This window comes from Stenotrophomonas sp. SAM-B (assembly GCF_013387485.1).
GTDB classification, from domain to species: Bacteria; Pseudomonadota; Gammaproteobacteria; order Xanthomonadales; family Xanthomonadaceae; genus Stenotrophomonas; species Stenotrophomonas maltophilia_AA.
This window is the reverse complement of the sequence record NZ_JABBXB010000002.1, coordinates 396,249-420,194: the sequence shown is the minus strand read 5'-3', so window position 1 is coordinate 420,194 and position 23,946 is coordinate 396,249. Positions and strand designations below refer to the sequence as shown.

The window sequence follows — 23,946 nt, the reverse complement described above, 5'->3', positions numbered from 1 at the left end:
TCAGCGTATGGCCGCGACGGCCCGGCGATAGGCCGTCATCACGCGCTGCACCTGTTCGATGGCCCCTTGATGGGGCGCGATCCCCTCCCGTTCCACGGCGACACTCAGGTCGCGCAGGTGAAGTGCGATCGCCGGCGTGTCCGCCGCACCCGTGCCCCCCGCCATGCGATGCAGCGCGTCGCACGCCATCTGCGCGTCGCCGCTGGCCAGCGCTGACTCGAGATTATGCAGATCGACGCCCAGCGCTTCATCCAGGGTCGCGGCGATCCGTGCGGCGAGGTCCGCGGTGCCGAATCGCGCCTGCAATGCCTCGGTCGTCGGCAGGTCGCTGGCCCAGTCCAACGGGGCGCTTACGGGTGTCGGATCTCCTGGGCCAGGACCATCGTCGGCGCCAGCCGCCACGACAAGCCAACGCTGGAGTGCCACGCACAATTGATCCAGCGATACCGGCTTGGTCAACACGTCGTCCATGCCGGCGCGGTAGCAGCGTTCGCTCTCTTCCGCACTGGCATTGGCGGTCAGTGCGATGACCGGCAACCGCGCACTGCCGCGTGCACGCTCGCGTTCCCGCAGCGCTTCGCTGAAGGCATAGCCATCCATGCCAGGCATGCGGCAGTCGGTGATCACCACGTCGAACGCCTGGGACTCCAGTGCATGCAACGCAGCCTCCCCTTCAGCGGCGATCACGAAATCCAACCCCAGCTGCTGCAGCCGCCAGCGCATCAGCGCCTGGTTGGTGGGATGGTCTTCGACCACCAGCACGCGTTGGCCTGCCGAGAACCGGGTCTCGGCCGCAGCATGCTGTGCAGCGCCGACCGCAGGCTCATCCGGCGACGCCACCACCGGCACCACCAGCTGCACATGCACCTGCGTACCCCTCCCCGGTGTGCTCTCCAACTGCACACTGCCCTGCATCGCCTCCACCAAACGGCGCGTGATGGCCAACCCCAGCCCCGTCCCGCCATAGCGTTGACTGATGTGGGGGTCGGCCTGATTGAACGGACGGAACAGGTGCTGCTGCGCCTCCGGTGAGATACCGATCCCGGTATCTGCAATGGAAATCCGCAGCTCCTGCTGCCCCGCGTCCCCGCGGAGCAACGCCACGCGGGCGTGCACCGCACCCTGCGCGGTGAACTTGATCGCATTGCTCAGCAGGTTGAACAGCACCTGCCGCAGGCGCAACCCATCCACGAGGACACACCCTGCAACGCCCGGGTCGATCTCGCACTGGAACTGCAGTCCCTTGGCCTGCGCCTGCGGCGCCAGCAACGCATGCACATTACGCACGGTGGCGCGAAGGTCGGTTGGCACCGGGGCAAGCTGCAGCCCCCCCGCCTCGATCCTGGAAAGATCGAGGATGTCGTCCAGGATCTGCCGCAGCATGCTGGCCGACCCCTCGATCACCGTCAGCACCTCCCGCTGTGGCGGGGTCAGCCCGGCGCTCTCCAGCACCTCCAGCATGCCCAGCACCGCGCTCATCGGCGTGCGGATCTCGTGGCTCATGGTGGCCAGGAACTCGGCCTTGGCTGCGGTGGCGCGCTCGGCGGTGGCCGTGGCCTGCGCCAGTGCCTGGGATTGTGCCTGCGCCTCGGTGATGTCAATCCAGTAACCGCTCCAGCGGGTGCTGCCATCATCGGCACGGTACGGCGTGCCGCGCGAGCGGACCCAGCGCCAACCGGCGAGCCCCTGCGTGCGGAACTGCGTGTCGATGGGCAGGAAGTCACGGGCCGCGTCCGCCAGCAACGCCTGCAGCGCAGCCTGGTCCTCCGGATGCACGCGGGCGAACAGATCGCGCTCGTCACGCATGGCCTGCGCCGCGTCAATGCCGAACAGCGCCCTCATGTCGCCGACGATGAAGGGGAACGAGAGCTCCCCCTTCGCATCCTGCTGGAACTGATAGACCACGGCCGGAAGGTTGTCGGTCACCTCGTCCAGGCGCTGCTCCACCCGGCGGCGCTCGCGTACTTCGCGGCGCAGGCGCCAGTGCCCCACCCCATGCACCACCACGGCCGTGACCAGCACCATCAGCAGAGGCGCGAGCCACCGCAGCAGCCGGCGCCAGTCCAGCCCACTGCGGTACTCCACCGCGAGCCAGTCACTGCGGATGGCCTCACGATCACGCGGCGGCATGGCCATCAGCATGCGATCAAAGCTGCTCACCAAGGGAGCGTACTTTTCACGCACGGCCAGCGCCAGCCGGTCTTCCAGGCCGGTCGGCGCCGCGATCTGGAGGTCGCCGCTGTGGCGTTCCCGCAGCCACCGGTCGATGATCGCCAGATTGCCGATGTAGGCATCGACCGTGCCAGCCTGCACCATCTCCATCGCCTGCTCGGCACCGCGTGCCCCCAGGACGCGCGCGCGCGGGGCCTGCGCCAGCAGGTGGGGCTCCAGGCGCTCACGGTCACTCAGGACCACCCGCAGATCGTTCAGATCGCGCATCTCCAGCACGACTTCGCCGTCGCGACGGGTCACGATCACATTGGCAACCGTCAGGAACGGACGGCTGAACACCCATCCCTTGCCCGCGGCGATGCTGTCGTCGGGAACGCCCATGACCGCATCGACCTCGCCATCGCGCATCTTGTCGCGGATATCACGCCAGTCCGCCACCGGCACCATGTTCAAGGTGGCGCCCAAGGCACGGAAGCGCGCCAGATAGTCCTCGGCCAGACCACTGGGCGAGCCAGCCGCATCCAGGAACGAAATCGGGGCGGCATTCGGGGCGAATCCCATCCGTACCGGTTGGGCCAGGGCCGCGGTCTCGCGCGCACTCAGCAACGGACGGCCCTGCCGTCCCCAGTCCAATGCCGGCAGCCAGCGGGTGCGGATCGCGAGACGTTCGCTCTCGGGGAGCTGTGCCAAGGCCCGGTCCAGCGCCTCGGCTAGCGGCTGCTTCGCGTTGGGCACCGCAAAATGCAGGCTGTCCAACGGCAGATCGCTTTGGCGGACCAGGCTCAATCCGTACTGGCGATGCGCATCCATGAACGCGGACGCCACATACGGGTTGCCCAGGTACGCGTCGGCACGGCCGTCGGCCACCATGCCCAGCGCTTCGTCGGTCGTGGCTGCGACCACATGCTGGGCATCGACGTAGCGCACGCGCGCCATCGCAGCGGTCGGGAAATCCTGCTCCGTGACCAGGCGCAGGTGCTTCATGTCGGGGTCCTGCACCACCCGCTGGTCGTGCCTGCGCCCGACCAGCGCCACCGGAACCTCGGCGTAGGGATCGGTGAACACCATGCAGCGGGTGCGCGCGGCGGTCAGCGCGACATTCATGATCACATCGACCTCGCCGGCGCAGGTCGCCTTGATCAGCGTGGCCAGGTCTGGATAGACCTTGACCGTGACCTCCACCCCCAGGCTCGGTGCCAGCGCCTGCAGGTAGTCGATGCCCAGGCCTTTCAGCTGGCCGCCCTCCTGGTACTCGAACGGCGCCCAACTCAGCCCGGCGGTACCCAGCACGATCCGCGGATGTGCCTGCAGCCAGGCGCGTTCCTGCGTTTCCAATGCCAGCGGCGGCGCAGCCGGCGCCTTGGGGGAGGCGAACACCCCCAGCGGGACCAGTAGCAACCACAACATCACTATGCGTATCAGCCTGGCGCCGAACATGATGTCGCTTCCCCGGTATGACGCCCACCAAGCGGTATGGGATGGGCAGCTGCACCCGTCCCGGCAATCACCAGTGTAGCGTGAGGCCGCGCCGCGGCAACGCGCACCCCGCTAATGCACGGGGATGGCTGCCGCGCTCCGCCGCACCCGCCAGGCCATCACAAATGCGGCCGCCACCAGCGCCGTGATCAGCCCCGTCCACATGCCTGGCGCGCCCATGCCGAGCCCAAGCCCCAAGCCGGCACCCAACGGCATGCCGATGCCCCAATAGCACCCCACCGCCATGAGCATCGGCACCCTGGTGTCGTTGAGCCCACGCAGCACGCCAGAGGACACCATCTGCAGTCCATCAGGAACCTGGAGCACAGCCGTGTACACGAGCAAGGTAGAGGCCAGCAAAGCGACTCCCGCATCGGCGGTGTACAGCCCGGCCACCTCGTCGCGCGCGATGAGCAGCACCAGCACTGCGCAGAGTTGGGTCGCCAGCACGATCACGTAACCTGCCCGCGCTGCCAGCCGGACCTGAACCGGTCCGTGGCCGGCGCCCAGCGCGTGGCCCACGCGTACGGTGGTGGCCTCGGCCACGGCAACGGGGATCATGAAGCACAGCTGCGACACGTTGACGGCGATCTGGTGCGCAGCCAGCGTCTGCGCTCCCAGACGGCCGATCAGTAGCGCGGTGGCGATGAACAGCCCACCCTGCATCAGGATCGACAGCCCGATCGGCAGGCCGGCCTTGAGCAACCCTGAAATGACGCTCCATTGTGGCCCCTCTGCGCGCTCGAACAAACGCAATGGCGCAAAGCGTGGTGATCGCCAGAGGTATACCGCGAAGGTCAGGGCCTGCGCCCACATCATGGTGGCCGAAGCGATCCCCAGCCCTTGGGCCCCCAGTGCAGGCAATCCCAGCCGACCGTTGGTCAGTGCCCAACCCAGCGGGACCAGCAGGAACAGACCGCCGAAACCGAACACCATGGTCGGGCGCGTCCAATGGGTGCCTTCGCACAGATAGCGAAAGCAGTAGAACAGCGTCAGCGCCGGCCCACCCCAACGCACGGCGAGCAGGAATGCGGTGGCCCCGGGAATCACTTCCGGGGCGATACCCAGCAGCGGCAGCGCCTTTGCCATGGTGCTCAGGAACACGAACATCGCCAGGCCCAAGACAAGTGCGAGCCACGTCGCCTGGCGGAACACCGCGCCCACCTCGCCATGCCGGCCCGCACCGCACAACTGGGCAACGGCCGCCGTCAGCGCGATCAGCGTGCCGATCGGCACCAGCATCGGCAGCCACAACAGGGCCGTGCCGATCGTGACCGAGGCCAGCGTCAAGGTGCCGTGGTGCCCGGCGATGAGGTTGTCGGCGAAGGCGATCAATCCCGTCGACACGTGTCCCACCACCAAGGGGAGCGCCAACGCGGCGGTCGAGCGGATCTCCGGAATCAGCCTGGGCGTGGCAGAGTGATGGTTCGATTTCAACAGTGGTAATCCGCATGGTCAGTGCTACTTGATAGCAGCGCCCCAAGGTCCAGGCCAATTCGAAAACCAGATGCCTGGGCGATTGTTGATCGACATAGCGTAGCTGTCTGCCGTGCAACTGCGGGACCCGAGGACGACGTCTCGTTCGTCGTACGCCCCCACTGCGCGCCGCTCAAACGCGCTTGCTCACGGATGATCGTGAAAAAAGGGACTGCAGTTTGCGGGTGCCCACGTGTAGGGGTTCACCAGCGTGTTGACGTTGCATGACCAACCGTCGGCGGTGGAGTACCACAGCTCGACTGCCGCACTTCTGAATCGTATTCCGCCGCAGTACATCTTCACCCGTCGCTGCCCGGGTCGGATGTAGGTGGTAAGCGTTACCGTCGGGCATAGCGTCGTCTGGCTGTTCAGTCCGACCTCCTCGGGCGTAATGACCGGGCCGAGATCCCCTTCCATCAGCAGCGACTCCACGCCGGCTTTGCCCCCCGAGAGCTCCGCAAGCATCGCAGTGACGCGGGCGCGCTCGGTGTAGTTCCTGTAGTTCGGGATGGCGATCGCGGCCAGGATGGAGATGATGGCAACGGTCACCATAAGTTCGATCAAGGTGAAGCCGCGTACGCGTGCAGGGCTCTTCACCCAGGGCCTGTCAGGTACGTTCATGTTCTCCATTCGTATATAGGGGGATTGATGCCCCGCGCTCAAAGTTCTTTTCAGCATACTCAGGGATGAATGATGACCTGCGGGTAGCAGTTGGCCGGCGCCCACGCGGTACTTGTGCGCGAAACTGCATTGCACGACCAGCCTGTGGTGCTTGAACGCCACAGCTGAACGCTCCTGTGGTCCAAGCCGTCACATTGCAGCTTGACCATGCGCTCGCCGAACATCTCGACGAAGGCGACGATGACCGTGGGACACAACTCTGTTGCGCCCTGAAGGCCGACGTCTGCAGGAGTGATTGTCGCCGCCGAATGACCTTCCATCAGCAGTGTTTCCACGCCTGCTTTGCCGCCAGAGAGTTCCGCGAGCATCGCGGTGGTTCGGGCACGTTCTGTGTAGTTACTCCACTGCGGAAGAGCGATGGCAGCAAGAATCGAGATAATCGCCACGACCACCATCAACTCCACGAGGGTGAAGCCTCGAACATTCGTGCTGCCGTTTCCCGTCCGGGGCATGTTTGGTGTTTTCATGGTTTACTCATTCGTGTTCTGCCCGGGCGTATCAGCTCCGGCCGTACTGCGGCAGCAGCTGTGGCGAGCGTGCGCGGATGCGCGACGCAGGGCCTGGAGAGGAGAGGCAGCGAGATATATGCAGTGCATCTTGGCTGCGCTGTTGCTGGGAACAGGAAATCACGCAGCCAGCGCGGGCACCATGCAAGAAATGGTAAAGAGCGTGAAACAGATGGATTTTGCAAGATGTTGCAGCCACGAACTGCCCGCGAAAGTTCGCGGAGGTAGCGCCGCAGACACGCTCGACCATCGCAGTGGCTGGGTGCCCCACTGCGCAGACGGACCAGCGGATCACCAACTGACAAAAATGCTGATTCAATGTTCGAATCGTCTTTGCGATCGAACTCTCAAACTCAAATAGACGTGCACCGCAATCTAGAGCTCCGCCGCAACCGGGCACTTCGCGCGCGATTGCGCCAGAGTGCCTTTCAATCCGGGCACAACGACGCACGGCAACGACCTCACCCGTGCGACACACGCGAAGGCATGTCGCGTTCAACACCAATTGAACCCCTGCAGCGGATCGCGTTCGCGCTCGACACCTTTACCGGCCCACAACAGAGGTTGCGTGGCTTGCTTCCTGCATCGGCGTTCAAGGCATAGGCTCTGCTGTCACGACTGCATGCGCACGCAGGGCAAGGCGCCTGACCACGTCGCCCTCCACGCGTCCTGTACCGTGCGGCCGTGTCAACGCCAGAGAGTCCGTACACATGATCAAACCCACTCACGGCTACATCCCCGGTATCGACGGCCTGCGCGCCATCGCAGTACTGGCGGTGCTCGTCTACCACGCCGATTACCTGCCGTGGCTGCCCGGCGGCTTCACCGGCGTGGACATGTTCTTTGTCATCTCCGGTTTCGTGATCAGCCAATCGCTGTCCGAACGCACCACCACGGGCTTTGCCGACTACCTGCTCACCTTCTACCGCCGCAGGGTGCTGCGCCTTCTGCCCGCTCTGGTGGTGGTGCTTGCGGTCAGCTTCCTGCTGTCCGCCATGCTGCTGCCCCAAGTCTGGCTCAGCGAGCAGAACAACCGCACCGGCATGGCGGCGTTCCTGGGATTGAGCAACTTCGTGCTGGCCTTCAACAGCGATACATACTTCTCGCCCAGCGTCGATCTCAACCCCTATCTGCATACCTGGTCGCTGGGCGTGGAGGAGCAGTTCTATCTGCTGTTCCCGGGGATCTGGTACCTGTGGCTGCGCCACAGGGAGCGCGTGCCAGCACTATGGGCGCTGCTGCCGTTGCTTGCCTTGGCGTCGTTGGCGATCAGTGCGTTGCAGACCGGGCGCAGTCCCCTGGCCGCCTTCTATCTATTGCCGTCGCGCTTCTGGGAATTGGCCGCCGGCGCACTGCTGTACCAGCTGCTGCGACGCGGGCCCTTGCAGGCACGCTCGAGTGGTGCCCTGGCCCTGCTGATGCTTGCAGGGCTGAGCCTGCTGATTGCTGGCTTCCTGCAAGCCGATGCGACTCAGTTTCCGATGCCGTGGGCGCTGGCGACAGTAGCCGGCACGCTGTTGATGATCACCGCGCTGGTGCTTCCCCACACCGGTGCCCTGCCGATTCCGCACCATCTGCTGCAGAGCCAGCCAGCCCGCTATGTAGGCAGGCTGTCCTATTCGCTGTATCTGTGGCATTGGCCGGTGGCGGTGTTCATCCGTTGGACGGTCGGCTTCGAGCTGTTGACAGTGCAGCTTGCCTATCCGCTGCTGGTGCTGGGTCTGGCAGCAGCCTCCTATCATTGGATCGAAAGCCCGATCCGCGCTGGTCGCGGCGTGCTGCAGATGCGTAACTGGGTCACCGCCGGTGCAGCGGTTGCCACGGTGGCAGTGGCGATGATGGGCGCACGCTGGGTGAGCGAGAACCCTGATCGTGTGTCGCTCAGCCGTACTGCGGATACCTATAACTGGATGGCCTATCGGCATGCCCCGCCGGCCTCGGCGCAGCCCATCCACGCGCCACACCTCCAGGGCCGCCAGTTGTTCGTGCTGGGCGACTCGCACACAGCGGCCTACCGCACCCTGCTGAAGCAGGTGTCGGTGCAACTGGGCGTCACCGTGATCGAGCACGAACGCGGCGGCTGCGGCGTGGTGCGGCTGATCGACGCCGACCCGCCAGAGTGCGCGGACAGTCGCGAGGCCGCGCTGCGGGCTATCGAAGCGGCGGCGAAGCCGGGCGACATGGTGTTTCTCGCGTCACTGCGAATGCCGGAACTTGCCGGCCGCGACTGGGCTACTGACCCGGAGGCGACCTGGGCGGCGGTATTCGCCGAACTGGACAAGGACCGTCAGGCTGCAGCGATGGCTTCGGCCCATGCGGTCTTGGCGAGGTTGCAGGCGGCCGGCCTGCAGGTGGTGATCGATGCGCCAAAGCCCGTGTTCAAGGCCCCGGCCAACCGCTGCTCGGACTGGTTCAACCGAATCAACCCGATCTGCGCGCCGGGCCTGAATGTGCGGCGGGCACAGTTGCAGACGTTGCGCGCAGGACAACTGTCTCAGCTGGCGCAGTTGCGACGGCAGTACCCGATGCTCACCGTCTGGGATCCGTTCTTTCTGCTGTGTCCCGGTGAGACCTGCTCGGCGTTCGACGCCGAGGGCTTGCCGCTGTACTTCGATGCCGATCACCTCAGCGGCCACGGCAACCGCGTACTGGCGGGGGATTTCATCGAGATGCTGCTCCGGGTCTGGGGGCGCGATGCCACGGAGCGTGACGTATCCGCCCCTCCCCGTCCGCGCACACTTGGGCGAGAATGATCGACCAACCCCGACGCTGCACCGCGACCCATTCGCCCGCAGCGCCCGCAGCGCCCCGAGCAAGATTGAACTGTCATGACCATCGAATTCACCCTGTTGCGAGATCGCCCTGAGCTGCTGCCGGTTGTCGCCGAGTGGTACTTCGACGAATGGGGTACCTCAGTTCCCGGGCACTCGCTGGCCGTCGAACGGCAGCATTTGGAGGCCAGCGATCACGGCGAGGACCTGCCCATGGTGCTGATTGCACTTGAGGCGGGCCGTCCCGTAGCCACCGCGCGTGTAAAGCGGCATGAGCGCCGGGAGCGCCCAGAACGCGAATTCTGGCTGGGCAGCGTGTATGTTGCGCCGTCCCATCGTGGACAGGGCCTGGCAGGCCTGCTGGTCAACGAACTGATGTCGCGTGCCGTTGAACTTGGCATCTGCGATGTGTACCTGCAGACGAAAGTCGACGACGGAGGGTTGTATCGACGCCTGGGCTGGCTGCCGCTCGAGTCCATCCTCCATGAACGTGGCTTCCAGGTAAGAGTCATGCGGCGCTCCGCGCGCTTCAACGCGGACAAGGTGCCCTTTGGCAGCGCGTAGCGGCCGCACGCGAGGAGTTACTTGACTGGCCTGGCTTCCGTTACCCGGGCACGAGCGGCGTCCGTCAGGTCATACGCGGGAAAGAACGCCTCTGCGCCGTCATTGAAAGGGCCGGCTTGCGCCGGCCCTCCTGCTGCTTTCCCTCGGCGCCCCGATCAGAAGCGCTGCTGGTACTTCATGTAGATCGACCGGCCGATGTCGAAGCCGCCGTAGTACGCAAACGTACTATCAGGCTGCGAGAACATGATCGGGCCCTGGTGGTTGAACAGGTTTTTCGCCCCCACCGAAACCGTGGCATCCCACGGCGCGGTCCAGCGCACCTGCAGATCGTGGAAGGTGTTGCTGCCGACCTTGCGCACTGCGGCACCCTCGCCGTGTGCCATGCGGTCCGGATCCGTGCACGGCCGTTTCGGCACGCAGTCTTCGCGCATGCCGGAGTAGTAGCGCAACCCGTAGTTGGCGCCCCAGCTGCCCTTCTCCCAGTCCAGGCCGATGTTGGAGCGCAGACGGAAGTAACCCGGGTCACCGACCAGACCGATCATGATCTTGTCGCCGGCGTTGTTGACGCCTTCCTCGTCGAACTTGGTGGTATAGCTGCTCTGCCAATCCAGTTTGAACTGGCCGATCGCCATTTCCGGCAGCCGGTAGCGCACGCCCAGATCGTAGCCCTGGGTCTTGGCCAGGCCCAGGTTCGCCTTGCCATAGTGGAGGCTGGAGATGTGCCCATCCGCTGCACGCACGACACCGGCACAGCGCTCCGCGTTACCCAGGATGTAACAGTCGCGCAGGATACGCTCGACGCTGTCCTTGATGATCATGTCCTTGATCGTGTAGCTGTACCAATCCAGCGACACATCCAGCCCTTCCACCCAGCGCGGGCTCCAGACCAGGCCGATGGTGGCACTGGTGGAGCGCTCCGGCTTGAGATTCGGGTTGGACTCGTTGAAGAACTGCTCCGGGGTCTGGCACGGGTAGCCCGTGCATGGCACCAGCCCCTGCCCCAGCTGCTCATAGCCCAGCGGAACGCCCGCCGCCGTGCATGCCGCATTGCCGTTCACGCTGTTGGTGTGGCCGGTGCCGCAGGGGTCGATGTAGGACTCGAAGCTGGACGACGTGCCACCGTAGAGATCGCTGATGGTGGGCGCGCGGAAGCCCGTGGCCACCGTGCCCCGCACCAGCAACTCATCCACTGGACGCCAGCTCAGCCCGAACTTGCTGTTCAAGGTGTTGCCGAAGTTGCTGTACTTGGAATAGCGCCCCGAGGTGCTCAGGGTCAGCTCGCGGGCGAACGGCATGTCCTTGAGGATCGGGATGCTGAGCTCGGTATAGACCTCATCCAGCGAGTACGCCCCCTCAGTGGTCACCGCTTCCAGGCCGGTGCTCTGCCCGGACTGGGAGAACGCGTCCGGAACGAAGCGGCCCTGCTCGCGGCGGTGCTCATACCCCACCGCAAAGCCAAGCTCGCCGGCCGGGAGATCGAACAGCGAACCGGAGAGGTTGGCGCTGTAGGTAGTCGTGGTGGTCTCGCCGGTATCCAGGAACGTCGGGAACAGGAACTTCTGCAGCTCGGGATCGGACAGCGAGCCCGGCCCACCCACGCCGTAAGGCAGCAGCGGATTCCACGGCTTGCAGTTCGGATCGGCCGCGGTGCCGCACTCGGGTTTGAGCGAGCGGTCCAGCGCGAAGCGGCTGCCGTCGCCGCGGGCGGTCTTGGTCAGGCGATTGCGGTTGACCAATGCGCCCACATCCCAGTCAAAGGCGCGCCCGCCCATCTCGAAGCTACCCACCAGCCCACCGCTCAGGCGGTAGGTCTGCAGTTCACTTCGGGTGGTGCGCGGCATCTCCCACAGGCGGCGGCGGATGTCGGTTTCCACGCCGTACGGATTGAATGGGCTGTTGGCGGGCAGCTTGTACTGCAACGGGTAGCCGGCGACCTGCTGGTCGGTGATGCGCTGGTTGTACAGCGCCTCGCCCTGCAGGCGCAGGGTGTCGTTGATGTCGTGGTACGCGCTTGCAAACAGGGAGCGGCGCTCCAGCCCCGTCTGCACCATCATCTGCTCATTGGAATTGACGTTGTCGTCGGCGGTGAACAGGCGGTAGTCGTTCCGGTTGCCCGGATCGCCGCCGTCTTTGAGCGTCCACCAACGCACATCCTTGGGGTCCACCCCCTTACCGGCGCAGGGATTGCAATGTGAGCCCTTGTTGCTGATCGGGCTCCAGCCCGAGCCGGGATAGTCCGGGCCGGCATTGCCGTCGCGGCTGAACCAGCGGTCCTTGGCCCAGACCGGATCTTCCTTGCTGTACTCCGCGGCCAGCATCATGCCGCTGCGCTCGCCCTGCGTGCCCACCTTCAGCGAGAACTCCTGGGTGCGGCCGTCGCCTTGGCTGAACTGGCCGACCCGCGTGTTGAACTCGGCCCCATCGAACTGGGTGTCGGTGATGATGTTGACCACGGCGGCAATCGCATCGGAGCCGTAGATGGACGAGGCGCCATCCTTGAGTACTTCGATGCGCTGGATGACGGCGAGCGGGATCTGGCCCAGATCCTGCATGCCACTGGTGGTGGCCCCCAGGCGCCGGCCATTGAGCAGCACCAGGGTGCGGGTCGCCCCGAGGTTGCGGATGTCGATGTAGTAACCGCCGACCGACTCGCCCGAGGCCAGCGCATCGGCGCGCGAGATCGCCGGTGAACCGGCCGAACTCAGGTTCTGCAGGATATCGGCGACGCTGGTATGACCCTGCTTGGCGATATCGTCGCGGGTGATGGTGAGGATCGGTTGGCGGGTCTCGGCATGGGCGGCGCGGATGCGCGAGCCGGTGACTTCGATCCGATCCAGCGTCGTGGCCTCCTGGGCCACGGCGGTAAGCGGTGCAAGGGCGGCAGCAATGGCCAGTGGAAGTAGATGTACCGGCAGTGCGCGCGGCAGGCTCAGGTCAGACATACAACTCTCTCCAGTTGTTAACGTTGCGCGAAAAAGCGCAGAGCTGAACTTACGGGACGGCATGCGGATGCGCTGCGCGCGATGCGCGCGGAATATGTGCCGAATTTGCTGTGCAGTCGCAGACGCTCTCGCGGTAATCGGTGGCACAGGCACCGAAGTGCGCGCGGAACGCACGCGCGAAGCTGCCAGCGTTCTCAAACCCGCTGGCCGCAGCGACCTCACCGACGATCATGTCGCTGTCGCGCAGAAGCCGCGCCGCCTGTTCCAGCCTCAGGCGCGCACCGCATGCCTGGGGCGACTCGCCATACACCGCCTGGAATGCCTTGGAGAAGTACCAGTAGGACAGGCTCGCGAGGTCCGCCAGTTCGCCGATGCGTACCACGCGGTCGGTATGCCCTTCCAGGAACAGCCGGGCGCGTTGCAACCGTGCGAGAACATGACGCTTCCGGCCCAGCGAGCGACCGGGGCAGAGACGCACCTGTGCAGTGATCCCACGCTGCAGGTCAGCCATATGCAACAGCAATGGGCGCAGATCCCCCCTCATGCCCGAGCTGCTTTCTGCGGCATGGCCAATCTGCCGCCAGAGCCGCACGGCGATCTGCAGGTCGCTGCCCGACATTCGCCCGCGGCCGGGAAACAAGGGAACGTCGCCGTTGCCCAATGCAACGAGTGTTTCGCTGCTCAGACACAGGCCCACACAGATCCCCGCGCGGTCAGCCTGCAACGCAGGGTGCGAGTCACGCTCCAGCACCATCCAGTCGCCACGCCGCAGGCGGAACTGCCCCTCCCGCGCGCGGACGACCGTGGAGCCGCGCACCTGCATCCAAAGTGTGGATATCCCGCCGGGTAACTGCACCGAGGACATCCGTGAGATACCGATACTGCTGGTGCCCTCGCCCACCAGCGGGACGTTGAGCTGCAGGCCACGATCGACCCATTGAACAGAATGCATGGAACACCACCGCCTTCGTCGAACAGGAACAAGGGCAACCCTCCCGGGGGCCGGGGCCCTGGCTGCGCGACAGTGCGGATGCATCGCAACGTGGGTCAAGCAACAATGTGCAAGTGACGTAAAGACGTGCCGGATACGTCTGGATCCGGCGTTGCCTGCACATTGAGGCCAACGCGATGTTGCGTGTGCGGAAGCGTTCAGCCTTTTCGGTAGACTCTGCAACAGTTTGCATATCCAGGCGTCGCAAGAGCCCGCAGACTGCATGCTTTACCCTGGCTCCGCGATCATGCGCACTTTGCTGACTGATTCGTTACTTGCGATCTTCCTGTGCACGACAGCAACGGCTGCTGCTGCGGCAGCACCTGTTTCACTTGAAGAGCTGATGAGGGCTCCTGCCGGAATCGAGCTCAGACAGGGGCACGCTGATGGAGAGGCGAGCCCTTATGGTGATCTCCAGCGCACCGCAGGAAGCAGCATTACCCGATGGAATGTCGATGATGGGCTGGCTGTCGCCCAACGAGGCGCAGTACGCGTCGGTCGGCGAGGCGCGCAAAGCATCCAGCGCCTGTACGCCGTCCGGTGATGCGTCGGTCGATCAGCCGCCGGTGGTGTTTGACTGAGTTGGAGTCTCGCCGTGATTGGTCCTGCAAACTTGTGCGAACAAGTGCGGCTCCATCCCCGAGATGGAATGAGAGCCGCTTCTTGGTCAGCTTTCAGCCATCGGCAATCGCCTGCCGGTGCCGTTCCAGCCACGCCTGGAACATGAGGATCGGCCACAGGTGGGTATGCCACTTGCGCCTGCCCTCACAGAACTCCGTCCATATCCGCGCGACCTTGGCCGCATCGAAGTAGCCCTCGCGGCGCAGCCGCTGCTCATCCAGCAAGGCGTTGGCCCACGGAAACAGCGGGCCTGCCAGCCACGCGGCGACCGGGGGCCCGAAGCCCATCTTCGGCCGATACACCAGCCGTTCGGGAAGATGCCGCGACAACAGTTGCTTGAGGATCCATTTGTGTTCGCCTTCTGCGAACGTAAGGTCCCCAGGCAGCGCCCAGGCGAAGCGTGCCACGGCCTGGTCCAGCAACGGCGAGCGGGTATCCAACCCATGGGCCGCACCGGCGCGGTCGATCTTGGTCAGGATGCCGTTGCCCAGGTCCATCAGGAAATCCAGGTATTGCACCCGGTCTGCCGGATCGCCCGCTTCCAGCCAGCGCCCGCGATCAGTGAATACTGTCGTTGGCTCACGTGCGCGCAACACCACGCGCGCGGGATCGCGCCAGCGCGACACCCGCAACAGATAATGCGCTTCCACGCTGTCGGCGCCCAGTTCCGAACGCAGCGCGGGCCAGCCGCCCAGTCGCGCCCGTTCCGGGTCGGCCGCAGGCCATCGCCGCAACAAGCTGCGCAACGGCGCCGGCACACGTTCGTTCCAGGCTGCATTGCGGATGGCGCGCTGGTAAGCGCCATGTCCATGGAACAACTCATCCCCGCCATCGCCGGTCATCACCACACGATGATGGCCGGCGACCAGCATGCTGGCCAGCAGTGTCGGCACCTGCGACGCATCGGCAAACGGCTCGCACCAGATGTCCGGCAGCGCCGCCACGAGGGTTTCTGCCTCGCTACGGCGCAGGATGTGACGGGTGTGCCGGGTCCCGAGCCGGGCGGCGACCTGATCTGCCCAGTCGGCTTCGTCGTGGCGTGGATCGTCGAAGCCGACCGTGAAGGTGTCGACCGGCAGCATGGACTGCGACTGCAGGACGGCGGTGACCAACGAGGAATCGGTCCCCCCGGACAGGAATGCCGCCGCTTTGCCGTCCTGTGGCGTCCGCCGCGCGACCGCCTGGTGCAACACCAGTTCCAGCCGCTGCACCGCGTCGTCACTGGTGGACAACGGCATGTGCGCGCGCTCTTCAATCGTCGTGCGCATTTCCTCGCGGGCGTCCCAATAACGGCGACCACCCGCGTGGTCGTTGTGTGCCAGCGCCCCCGCCTCGCGCACGGCCAAGGTGAGCCGGACCACGCACCCGGCGGCCACTTTGAAGATGCCCTGCTGGATGCTGTGCGGCGCGGGAATGTAGCCAAAACGCAGCAGCAGCGTCAGCGCATCGCGATTGATCGGCGCCTGGAAGCCGGGATAGCCGTGCAGCGAGGCCAGCCCCATGCCGAACAGCAGATCGCCGTGGCACCAGCCGTAGTAAAGCGGCCGCGCGCCGACCCGATCGCGGGCCAGCCATAGTACGTGCTCCTCGCGATCCCATACGGCCAGCGCGAAGTCCCCGTCGCACTCATTCAACGTGCGCTGCAGTCCACGGGCAGCAATCGAGAGCAGCAGCAGCGTCGCATCGTCCTCGGCGGCCCCTACCGACGTCGCGAACCCGCGCTGCAGGGTCGTACGGGTATGCAGCGTACCGTCCAGACACAACACATAGCGCCCACACGCGGACCGCTGCGGCGGCAGTTGGGTCCCACCCACGCTGTGCAATCGCGCCAGCGCCACGCCGTGGCTCTCGTCGTACCAGGTCGACGGAGCGCGGCCGCCGTGGCGCAACGTCGCACTCATGGCGTCCAAGCGTTGCGGCAAGCCAGCGGAACATTTTCCAGGGCGCACGACGACGCCACAGATACCACTCATACAGAGGTTTCTCCTGCCAAGATAGCGGAAAGGCCACCCCCGACCGCAGCGGTTCGGGGGTGGCGATGGCGGTGCCGATCAGAAGGCGTAGGACATACCCACGTTCCAATTGTTGAGGCGCATCTTTTCCACGCCGGCCGCCTGTTGGACCTTCTTGTTGGCCGACATCGGGATCGTGTACTCAGCGCGCAACGCGAGCGCGTCGGTCAGATACACGTTGGCGCCGACGCTGGGCGTGGTGGCAAATTTGCTCTGCCGAGTCGTCTTGATATCCGTGCCCTTGGGCGGCAGGAAACTCTGCTGGCGGCTGCCGACGGCCACCTTGCCGAACAGCTCCACGTGATCACCGATCGGCATCAGGGCCAGGCCACCCAGGTTGAGCGAACGGCTGGAGAAGTTCGCCGTGCCCGGATCCTTGCTGCGACGGTTGCCGACGGTGTTGTCGAAGGAGCCTTCGGCCGCCAGGAACGGATTGAATCGGTACCCGGCACCGACGCTGTAGCTGGTGCCGGAGCTGCGCTGCTTGCGCTTGGTACCCGGTGCGGCATCGGCAGCGGGGACCTTCCAGTTGGCGTGCGTCTTGCCGAGGCCACCGTACACGTAGACACCTTCGCGATCCGCGGGAGAGGCTTGGGCCGTGGTGGCGACCAGGGCCAACGAGAGGGCGATCAGGGAACGTTTGATGTACATGGATGACTCCGTGGTTGGGAGTGCACACCGTGGGCTGTCGGCGGGGCGCTGTCAGTGCAGCGCACGTGTGACCCGCGCAACCGTTCTAGACCGTGTGTAACGGTTCGTGACAGCGGGTTGAACGCGACAATCAGGCAAGTGTTTCGTGCCTTCGCGGGGACACTATTAGACCGTCCGATGACGACACCGTTCGACGTGTTGCACCGCAGATTCGCCGCACCTGTCCCCACAGGTGCCCCCCGGATGAACAGTCTGACGGGCACGTTCAGCGCACGCCTCGCTGCCCCGACGTGCTGCCTTAGGATCGCGCCAGGTCAGGAAGACAAGGCAGGGTAGCGATGGTCGACATCGTGCTTGTGGAGGATGACGAGCGTCTCGGCGCTCTGGTCAGCGGCTATCTCTCGCGCCATGGCTACGACGTGGAACACGAGCTCAGCGGCGAAAGCGCGGTGGAGCGCATTCCCGGTCTGGACCCGGCCGTGGTGCTGCTGGATGTCACCCTGCCCGGTATCGACGGCTTTGCTGTCTGTGCCGCAATCCGACCGCGCTTCAGTGGGGTGATCTGCATGTTGAGCGCACGCACCGATGATATCGATCAGGTGCTCGGGCTGGAGCTGGGCGCGGATGATTACATTGGCAAGCCGATCGAGCCGCGGGTACTGCTGGCGCGCGTACGCGCGCACCTGCGTCGCGACAGCAACCAGCGACAGACACGTCCGACACTGTGCTTCGGGCGGCTTCGCATCGAACGCGATACCCGCGAGGTGACGCTGCAGGGTGAACGGATCGAATTGACCACGGCTGAGTTCGATCTGTTGCTGTGCTTGGCTGACAGCGCAGGCACGATCCTCAGCCGCGATGATCTGATGCGCGATCTGCGCGGGATCGGTTTTGATGGCCTGGACCGCTCGATCGATGCCCGTATCTCACGACTGCGTCGCAAGCTCGGTGACCTGGGGGAAGTGCCCGGCCGGATCAAGACCATCCGCGGCAAGGGCTATCTGTTCAATCGCGCCGGATGGGGCTGAACGCGATGGGTGCGGCCGATACCGCTCCGCTTCACGGTGGGCACTTCCGCCTGTTTCTGCGCTATTGCTTCGGCTTCGTGCTTGCCTATCTGGTGCTGATCGCCGCCGGCCTCTACCTGTGGGCAACACTGACCGCACAGGGCGAAGACCAACAGATCCGCACGCAGTTGCAAGGCACCCACCATCTCCTGCACGCGCGCTATGCCGACACGCCGCAGACAGACTGGCCGCAGCTGACCCGGCACCTGCAGATGCAGTTCGCCTACCCGTTGCAGGTGATGTCCCTGGCCGAGGCTCGGCATGTTCTGGACGCCGACTCACTGCGTCATCTCGACCAGGGTGGCCTGGTCCTGTCATCGGATGCGAACTTCAGCTATCAGCGGCTGCCGGGCTCGATCGACGTGCTGGTGCTGGGCGACTTCTCCGAACCTGAGCATGCCGCTGTTTCCTGGTACGACAGCGCGAACGTGGATACTGCGGTGATGGTCAGCATCTTCGTCATCGCCATCGCGCTACCCTTGTACTTCCTGGTTTACCGCCTGTGGCGCGATGTCTATGCGCTAGGGCACATGGCGCTGGCGATCCAGCAGGGCGACGTGGCAGCAGCCTCCCCGCACGTCAGCACCCATCTTGTGCGGCCGTTGCGTGAGGCGTTGTCCAGCATGGCAACGCAACTGCAAGACGTGATGGAGGGACAGCGGATACTCTCCCAGGCAGTGGCCCACGAAACCCGCACCCCATTGGCACGGATGCGCTTTGCCTTGGCCATGTTGCAGGACGGAAACGAGGACCCTGAAGAGACGGAGCTGCTAGCCGGACTAAAGATCGATGTAGCGCGATTGGAGCAGCTGGCCTCTGCCGGCGTGACCTACGCGCAGTTCGGCCGCAGCCGCCGGATCACTAAGCACCTGCAGGACATTCCCAGGCTGTTCGAGGCGCTCGATCAGCGCTTTGCAGCCGCCGGCGAAAGCGGCCCGAGGCTATGCTTCCAGCCCCCTCATCAGCGCACCCTGGTCGCCAACCGCGATGCATTGATGCTCGCGCTGGGCAATCTTATCGGCAACGCACGTCGCCATGCGGCCAGCCAAGTGGTCGTGAGCCAGCATCTCGCGGAGTCGTCGCTGGTTATCGCCGTGGACGACGACGGGCCAGGTGTGGCGCCCGCTGATCGCGAGCGCATCTTCCAGCCCTATGTGCAGTTGCAGGGCCATCCCGACGGTTTCGGACTCGGGCTCGCCCTGGTCCATATCATCGCCACCAAGCATGGTGGCAGGGCGGACGTGTGCGACTCGGTCCTTGGCGGCGCATGCTTTCGGCTGCTGCTGCCGCCCGCCTGAGAGGCCGGCGCTCTGCGAAGAGCAACAGAAAAGGCCGGCAGCGCTGTTGCGCTGCCGGCCTGATGACACAGTCGTTGCTAGCCCACGAGGGTTACCAGCCGATACCCACACCCACGCCGACACTCTTCTCGCCGCTGTTGGTGAACGCGCCATTGAGGCTGAAGGTGGCCGAGCCACGCTCCGTCAACACGCGCTGGTAGCCCACCGCCATCGCCGATTCGCCTTCGGAGTAGCCCACGCCAGCACCCAACCGGTTGGCGGTGGCCAAGCCCGCGGTGTTCATCGCCATGGCACTCTGCGCACTGCTGATCGCGGCCATGCGGTTGATGCGCTTGTCCACCTGGTCCAGACGCTGGTTGACGCTGGCCACCGCGCTGTCCGTGTAGGCGTTGGCACGGTCCAGCGCATCGTTGACCTGACGCACGTTGGCGGCATCGGTGTCGGCGCGGCCTTCGGCCACGTGCTTCACCTGACGTTCCTTCCCCTCGCTGCCGACGGCGACCGCATTGTCACCCTCGGCTTTGACCAGCTGATCCTGCGCGGCGACAGTGCCCGGATCGGCGGCCGGCGGGGTGGCTTCCGGCGGAGCAAGCTGGCTGCCGCCGTCCGCTGACGGGGTGATCGAGCCGCTGCGGGCGTTCATGGCCAGCGGCGACCCGCTGACCTCGCCCTTAGCCGGGTCCAGCGCATCGATCTGGCCCTGCAGATCCTCCTTGACCGCCCACAGCTGACCACCGTTGACTGCATCGCGGCTGCCCTGCCCGATCAGACCGTTGGCCACATTGCCCAGCACCATGCCCTGCGCGCCGCCGAAGTTCAGGCGACCCGCGCCGTCCGCGTTGGCGGAGGGCGACTCCTGGAACAGGCGCTGGAAGCGGCTGTCCAGCGTATCCAGGTTGCGCTTGTTGTCGCCGACGCTGCCATCCAGAGCCGTGATGGCATCGCCGAAGGAGCCGTACTCGCTGCCCTGTACTGCATAGCGCGGGCCGATCACGTTGCCGTTGGCATCCAGATCGGCGCCGCCACCGAGTGCCGAGAGGGCACCGCGGAGCTGAGAGACGGTGGTGGCGTCGTCGGACTTGATGCCTTGGGCGACATTTACGATGCGGCGCTTGAGACCATCATTTCCCAGCGACACTGTGTTCGCCTCGGTGGCGACAGAAGCATTACCCAGCGCGATCGATTTTTCGGCGCCCGTCATTACGTAACTGTCTGAGCCGATCGCCATCCCTCCCGCAGATTCGACGTTGCTGCGCGTCCCAAGCGCAAAACCATTCGTAGCACCAAGGGCGACGTATGACCCGCGACCCAACGCCACCGAATTTCTTCCAAGCGCCGACGCAAAGCTGCCAACCGCGGTTGCACCCTCTTCACGAGCAGTTGCGTCCCCGCCTACCGCGACGCCAAAGATGCCGGCTTGGGCCGCTCCACTGAGCTCATCTGTCCCCACCATCACATAGCGCTGTTGTTGCTCCACATAACCTACCCGCTCATTGGTCGCGAACAGCTGCGCACCATTGACTGCGTCGCTGCTGTCGGCCTTGATGCTGCCAGCCGCAAGGCCGGTCAGACGCGCGCCCCCAAAGTCCACCACGCTACGGTCATCGTTGTAGCGGATCGAACGATCGTTCTGCGCAAAGGCCTTGTACTGGGTGTCGAGCGCGTCCAGCTCATCCTGGTGGCTGAGCAGTTTAGTGTCGAGGAAGGTCAACGCATCTCCGACGTTTGTATACCCATCTCCGGATAGTACGTAGTTCGGCGCGATCAGGTGCCCCGTGGCATCGAGACCAGCGCCGCCGCCCAGTGCCGAGAGAGTTTCAGTAAGCTGGGAGACGGTGGTGGCATCAGCTCCGGCAGTCCCTCGGCCGACATTAACAATACGTCGCTTCAGGTTGTCGTTGCCTACCGACACCGAGTCCGCTTCGGTAGCTACGGAGGCATTGCCCAGCGCCACGGAGTTCCTTGCATCCGCCATTACAACACTTGATGCACCTACTGCGAGACCGGCGGCTGCAAGCACCTGCGTACGCGAGCCAAGCGCGAATCCCTCCACGCCGGTCTCGGCCACGTAAGAGCCGCGCCCTATTGCCACCGAGTTGACTGCACCTGCGTTGGAGAACGAGCCGAGAGCCGTGGCCCCTTCCGCCAGCGCGACAGCATCACTGCCAACTGCCACGCCGAGGTCACCGGCCCGTGCAGGACCACTGAGCTCATCAGCCCCAACCATCACGTAACGCTGCTTCGCCTCCAAAGACCCCACTCGCTCATTGGTACCGAACAACTGGCTGCCATTGATCGCCTCGCGACTACTCGCGCTGATCTCGCCGGCGGTCAGGCCGGACAGCCCTGCGCCGTCCAGATCCACCAGACTGCGATCTGCGTTGTACCTCACCACCCCACTCAGGTCCGGCTCGAAGTTGTCGAATGCCTCGCGCAGTTCATCCAGGCCGTCGCGGTTCACGCCGATCTCCAGGCGGTTTACAGCGATGGCGACGGAATGCAGCTCGACCCTGTCATTTACGGCGCCCAGCTGCGCGCCGTTGACGGCCTCGCTGCTGCTGGCATGCAGCGCGCCGGCTGCAACACCGCTCAGCGTGCGGCTGCCCCCGTTGCTGTTGCGCACGTCCATCACGAAGCCCGCATTCTCTCCCCCCAGTCGCATGACGCCATTGGGGTTGGCCTGGCTGACCAAGCCATTGAGGTGATTGGCCTTGCCCAGCGCGTCCACGGCATTGAGCTGTGCCGCGTCAGCGGTGGCCTTTGCCGTGTTGGCGGTAGTGGTAACTGCCGTAACCTTCTGGTCGGTGGCAAACAGCTGCTTGCCCGTCACCGCTTCGGTGCTTGCGGCCGACAAGGCTCCGTCGGCCACGCCAGTGATGGCGCGGTTGGCATTGCTCTTGCTGCGCACATCCAGCACGGCGCCGGTGTTCTCGCCGCCGACACGCACACTACCGGTGGGAGAGACCTGACCGATCAGGCCGGAGACAACGGTGGCCTTGTCCAGTGCCGCATCCGCGGTGGTCTTGGCAGTATTAGCCGTGTTGGTTGCCGTGGTGACGTTCTGGTTGGTAGCGAACAGCTGCTTGCCGGTCACCGCATCCGTGCTGGTGGCCCCCAGCGTGCCGTCGGCAACATTGACGATCCTGCGCTTGATGGTGTCGCTGCCCACCGAGACCGTGCGGCCTTCCGTCGCCACCGAGCCGCGGCCCAGCGCCACCGACTGGCTGGCGCGAGCATGGGCGTCATGCCCCAGTGCAAGGCCATCGTAATCGGCGGTGGAATAGCTGCCGACGGCGGTGCCGCCGGACCAACCGCTCGTACCCGCCCGCGCATTGGAACCGATTGCTGGGCCCCCAACACCGCCGGCAGTAACCACCGCTGCTGCGTTGCCGATCGCGATACCTCCAGGGCCATTGATGCTGGAACTTTGACCCAGCGAGAGCTCCTGCCCGGTGAGCCGCGCGCCGACCGCGTGCAACTGGCGACCGTTCACCGCATCGGTGCTGGTCGCGGTGACGTCACCATCGGCCACATTAACGATCCTGCGCTTCAAACTGGCCGAGCCTACCGAGACTGTATTGACGGCAGTGGCCACCGAGTTTGACCCGAGGGCAACTGAGCTGGCGGCGGTGGCGCCGACCTTGGCCTGCCGCCCCAAGGCGACGCTGTCCGTTGCATTGGTGTCGACGTCTGAGAAGGCGCCGATGGCCACCGAGTGGCTGCCGTTTGCCTTGGTCTGCCAGCCGATCGCCACGGTGGCCGCGCTGTTGGATTCTGCCTGATAGCCAATCGCCGTCGCACCGGCACCCCGCGCCTTGGCCTGGAAGCCAAACGCGTTGGCCCAGGAATTGTTCGCATCTGCCTGGCGGCCAAAGGCAATGCCATTCGCGTAACTTGCCAGAGCACCTTCGCCAATGGCGATCGCGCCATCTCCTTTGGCCTGCGTATAGCGACCGACGGCGATTGCCCCGGCGGCGGTTCCCGATGCGTTACGGCCCAACGCCATGGCACCGACGTTCAGGGCATTGGCACTGTAGCCCAGCGCAACGCCGTCATGGGTGGCATCCGCGCTTCCTCCCATCGCCACGGCGCCCGTCCAACCAGGGCTGCCAGCCCGGGCAAGGGCGCCGATGGCAACGGCATGGATACCCGCAGAACCGCCCTCGACCGTATCGGCTCTGGCGGCCTCGCCAATGGCCACGTTGCCGGTACCCGCTGCGGTGGCATTGATGCCGATGGCCACGGCGTCCCGGCCACCGATCGCACTCGCCTTGGAGCCCAGCACCGTGTGGCCACCGCCACTGATCACCACCTCGTTGCCGATACCGGTGCTGCGGTTGCCGGTCACGCTGGCACGCGAGCCCAGTACCAGCGAGTTCTCACCGCTCAACGTCGCGTTGGCGAAATAGGTGTCGTTCACCGTCGCCTGAAGGGCCCGGTTGAGCGCCAAGGGGGCGATGTCAGCTCCGGCGGTGCGGAGCAGCGCATCGTTGTTGTGGCGCAACAGCGCCGTAGTGAAGTCACTGGCAGATACCGTGTCCTCCTCGGTTGTCCGATCCTCATCAGCGGCCAATGCCGCCAACGGCAGCGCCAAGGCGAAGGCCGCTGCTGCGGCGCGCACGGTGCGGGTGCGCTTGCCGCGGCTGCGGGTGTGTTCGCTGGCCACGACCCAGCAGGCCAGTGTGGTGTTCCAGATCAGACGATAGATGTGATTCACG

Annotated in this window: 14 protein-coding genes; 5 read left to right on the top strand and 9 right to left on the bottom strand. The window is 65.1% G+C overall.

The window, feature by feature from the left end:
* From HH110_RS06085 to HH110_RS06070, 4 genes are all read right to left on the bottom strand, one after another.
* A complete protein-coding gene (locus HH110_RS06085; protein WP_241696426.1) occupies positions 1–3,579 on the bottom strand; it encodes a transporter substrate-binding domain-containing protein in 3,579 nt (1,192 codons plus the stop codon).
* A 141-nt stretch (positions 3,580–3,720) separates the two neighbouring features.
* Positions 3,721–5,085, bottom strand: coding sequence for an MATE family efflux transporter (locus HH110_RS06080; RefSeq protein ID WP_241696425.1), 1,365 nt, complete (start codon positions 5,083–5,085; stop codon positions 3,721–3,723).
* A 186-nt stretch (positions 5,086–5,271) separates the two neighbouring features.
* Positions 5,272–5,745, bottom strand: a complete 474-nt coding sequence (locus tag HH110_RS06075) for a prepilin-type N-terminal cleavage/methylation domain-containing protein (RefSeq protein ID WP_176988827.1) — start codon at positions 5,743–5,745, stop codon at positions 5,272–5,274.
* Positions 5,746–5,804: 59 nt separating this feature from the next.
* The gene (locus HH110_RS06070; RefSeq protein WP_275135067.1) at positions 5,805–6,272 is read right to left on the bottom strand and encodes a prepilin-type N-terminal cleavage/methylation domain-containing protein; all 468 of its coding nucleotides are present in this window, start codon (positions 6,270–6,272) and stop codon (positions 5,805–5,807) included.
* Positions 6,273–7,021: 749 nt separating this feature from the next.
* Between HH110_RS06070 and HH110_RS06065 the strand changes: the two genes are divergently transcribed.
* On the top strand, positions 7,022–9,064 hold the full coding sequence (locus HH110_RS06065; protein WP_176988826.1) for an acyltransferase family protein: 2,043 nt from the start codon (positions 7,022–7,024) through the stop codon (positions 9,062–9,064).
* A gap of 75 nt (positions 9,065–9,139) precedes the next feature.
* The gene (locus HH110_RS06060) at positions 9,140–9,646 is read left to right on the top strand and encodes a GNAT family N-acetyltransferase (protein WP_176988825.1); all 507 of its coding nucleotides are present in this window, start codon (positions 9,140–9,142) and stop codon (positions 9,644–9,646) included.
* Positions 9,647–9,801: 155 nt separating this feature from the next.
* Here the strand turns inward: HH110_RS06060 and HH110_RS06055 are convergent, their stop codons facing one another.
* Both HH110_RS06055 and HH110_RS06050 read right to left on the bottom strand, forming a co-directional pair.
* A complete protein-coding gene (locus HH110_RS06055; protein ID WP_176989137.1) occupies positions 9,802–12,579 on the bottom strand; it encodes a TonB-dependent siderophore receptor in 2,778 nt (925 codons plus the stop codon).
* Positions 12,580–12,637: 58 nt separating this feature from the next.
* Complete coding sequence (locus HH110_RS06050; RefSeq protein WP_176988824.1) at positions 12,638–13,540, bottom strand: helix-turn-helix transcriptional regulator; 903 nt, start codon at positions 13,538–13,540, stop codon at positions 12,638–12,640.
* 443 nt (positions 13,541–13,983) lie between these two features.
* Between HH110_RS06050 and HH110_RS06045 the strand changes: the two genes are divergently transcribed.
* Positions 13,984–14,160 (top strand): hypothetical protein, encoded by a 177-nt coding sequence (locus HH110_RS06045; RefSeq protein WP_176988823.1) that lies wholly within the window; start codon positions 13,984–13,986, stop codon positions 14,158–14,160.
* A 93-nt stretch (positions 14,161–14,253) separates the two neighbouring features.
* Here HH110_RS06045 and HH110_RS06040 read toward each other — a convergent pair whose 3' ends face one another.
* Together HH110_RS06040 and HH110_RS06035 are read right to left on the bottom strand one after the other, a co-directional pair.
* Positions 14,254–16,101 (bottom strand): asparagine synthetase B, encoded by a 1,848-nt coding sequence (locus tag HH110_RS06040; RefSeq protein ID WP_275135064.1) that lies wholly within the window; start codon positions 16,099–16,101, stop codon positions 14,254–14,256.
* A gap of 150 nt (positions 16,102–16,251) precedes the next feature.
* Entirely contained in the window at positions 16,252–16,863 is a 612-nt protein-coding gene (locus tag HH110_RS06035) for a porin family protein (RefSeq protein ID WP_176988821.1), read from the bottom strand.
* 338 nt (positions 16,864–17,201) lie between these two features.
* On the opposite strand from HH110_RS06035, the gene HH110_RS06030 reads away from it, so the two are divergent.
* Together HH110_RS06030 and HH110_RS06025 are read left to right on the top strand one after the other, a co-directional pair.
* On the top strand, positions 17,202–17,891 hold the full coding sequence (locus tag HH110_RS06030; protein WP_176988820.1) for a winged helix-turn-helix domain-containing protein: 690 nt from the start codon (positions 17,202–17,204) through the stop codon (positions 17,889–17,891).
* Positions 17,882–19,228 carry an ATP-binding protein gene (locus HH110_RS06025; RefSeq protein ID WP_176988819.1) on the top strand — a complete coding sequence of 449 codons (1,347 nt, stop codon included), beginning with the start codon at positions 17,882–17,884 and terminating at the stop codon, positions 19,226–19,228. The genes HH110_RS06030 and HH110_RS06025 overlap by 10 nt, the downstream gene beginning before the upstream one ends.
* Positions 19,229–19,319: 91 nt before the next feature.
* Here HH110_RS06025 and HH110_RS06020 read toward each other — a convergent pair whose 3' ends face one another.
* Positions 19,320–23,945 carry an ESPR-type extended signal peptide-containing protein gene (locus HH110_RS06020; protein ID WP_176988818.1) on the bottom strand — a complete coding sequence of 1,542 codons (4,626 nt, stop codon included), beginning with the start codon at positions 23,943–23,945 and terminating at the stop codon, positions 19,320–19,322.
* Position 23,946 lies beyond the last annotated feature (1 nt).

Excerpts from the sequence above, each read along its gene's own strand:
- HH110_RS06050 (WP_176988824.1), bottom strand. The coding sequence starts at position 13,540 with ATGCATTCTGTTCAATGGGTCGATCGTGGCCTGCAGCTCAACGTCCCG.
- HH110_RS06060 (WP_176988825.1), top strand. The coding sequence starts at position 9,140 with ATGACCATCGAATTCACCCTGTTGCGAGATCGCCCTGAGCTGCTGCCG.
- HH110_RS06075 (WP_176988827.1), bottom strand. The coding sequence starts at position 5,745 with ATGAACGTACCTGACAGGCCCTGGGTGAAGAGCCCTGCACGCGTACGC.
- HH110_RS06085 (WP_241696426.1), bottom strand. The coding sequence starts at position 3,579 with ATGTTGTGGTTGCTACTGGTCCCGCTGGGGGTGTTCGCCTCCCCCAAG.
- HH110_RS06065 (WP_176988826.1), top strand. The coding sequence starts at position 7,022 with ATGATCAAACCCACTCACGGCTACATCCCCGGTATCGACGGCCTGCGC.
- HH110_RS06025 (WP_176988819.1), top strand. The coding sequence starts at position 17,882 with ATGGGGCTGAACGCGATGGGTGCGGCCGATACCGCTCCGCTTCACGGT.
- HH110_RS06030 (WP_176988820.1), top strand. The coding sequence starts at position 17,202 with ATGGTCGACATCGTGCTTGTGGAGGATGACGAGCGTCTCGGCGCTCTG.
- HH110_RS06040 (WP_275135064.1), bottom strand. The coding sequence starts at position 16,101 with ATGAGTGCGACGTTGCGCCACGGCGGCCGCGCTCCGTCGACCTGGTAC.
- HH110_RS06035 (WP_176988821.1), bottom strand. The coding sequence starts at position 16,863 with ATGTACATCAAACGTTCCCTGATCGCCCTCTCGTTGGCCCTGGTCGCC.
- HH110_RS06070 (WP_275135067.1), bottom strand. The coding sequence starts at position 6,272 with ATGAAAACACCAAACATGCCCCGGACGGGAAACGGCAGCACGAATGTT.
- HH110_RS06045 (WP_176988823.1), top strand. The coding sequence starts at position 13,984 with ATGGTGATCTCCAGCGCACCGCAGGAAGCAGCATTACCCGATGGAATG.